The sequence below is a fragment of the Okeania sp. SIO1H4 genome (genome assembly GCF_010672695.1).
In the GTDB taxonomy this organism is placed as follows: Bacteria; Cyanobacteriota; Cyanobacteriia; order Cyanobacteriales; family Microcoleaceae; genus Okeania; species Okeania hirsuta.
Genome location: NZ_JAAHGB010000185.1, coordinates 1 through 1,223, shown reverse-complemented (window position 1 = coordinate 1,223; position 1,223 = coordinate 1). Strand labels below are relative to the sequence as shown.

Below are 1,223 nucleotides of genomic sequence, written 5' to 3'. Positions count from 1 at the left end.
GGCGATGTAGCTGCGGCACTTGCTCCCTCCGCCAACGCAAATCAAGAGGTTAATGATCAATCCCTACCCTAATTTTTTCTGGAATGATGTTGGCTAAAAAGCTGATTGTCAAGGGGTTTTAACTTGCTTGTTATTCCTGCTGTACTCCATGAATGCTTTTGAGAATGACATCAGTTGCCGGAACTCATCAGTAGACATCTCCAAAAATTGCCAAAGTCCTTCTATCACCCTTAGCGATCGCATTTTAATAATTGCCAAGTGCTTAATTTTACACTGCTATTCAATTGTTGATGATTTTTGCCCTCTACCTGTTTTCATCTCAAGTTTATCCACTGAGTAGATAGTATAGCGCTGTGCGCAGGCAACAGGCAACAGCTCCCGAAGGCAACAGGGGGAATAAAAGGCTGATCATATAAGACTTTTAGCTATTGGACATCTCCTGTAATTTGTAAATATGCCAGCGCACATTGCTATATCTTTGACAACTTGGAGGAAAAAACTTCAATAACCTAAACGCTCATAAGTGAGATTAGATATGCTCTTAACTCCAGAATTAATCAATAAATGAATTGACTGAAAACATTGAAATATCCAGGGTAAAGTTGGTCTATTAGTAGGGCGACCTAATTGATTTTTAACAGTAGATTTAGTCCGGCTTAAAGTTTGACGTAGTTGAAGTTGACCTCAAGTATAGACCAACAAACATCAACCCATAATTAACCCCAAAGCTTCGATTCTATGGGGTGATTTAAGGAAGACACTATCAGTTAAAAACAGGGGGTATGCCCAGAAACCTAAAACCTCTTTCTACAGACTGTTGCCCCTTGTATTTAGATCACATTTCTTCTTTCGTTAATTCCATCCTCTCCAGGACATTTGTCGCCCAAATAAATCGACCTCCTCGTTTTTTTTCTAGTTCTATTTTTGACTCTCTTAAGCTCACTTTAACTTGGAGTTGATCAGAAAAATCTGATTCAGATTTCGACTGTACTTCTTGAACATTAATTTGTTTCACTTCGTGAGCTAAAAACTTTTTTAACAGCTTTCTTGTTGCTGTTTCTGCATCTGGTTGACAAGCAAATTTTTCAGATTTTAAAGTGCGCAGTTTTTTGTCAACTTCAACTGGTTCTTTCTGGATTTTTTTCTCCTTGTTTTTCAAATCCGATACAGATGCGTAGTTGAAAGTCAACTATTAACCATCTCTGTTGAATCCCCCCGTAGGT

Annotated in this window: 1 protein-coding gene; it reads right to left on the bottom strand. The window is 38.3% G+C overall.

All coding sequences use genetic code 11. The features are described 5' to 3' along the window. Positions 1–835: 835 nt before the first annotated feature. Positions 836–1,159, bottom strand: coding sequence for a hypothetical protein (locus F6K06_RS33585; RefSeq protein WP_287280747.1), 324 nt, complete (start codon positions 1,157–1,159; stop codon positions 836–838). Positions 1,160–1,223 lie beyond the last annotated feature (64 nt).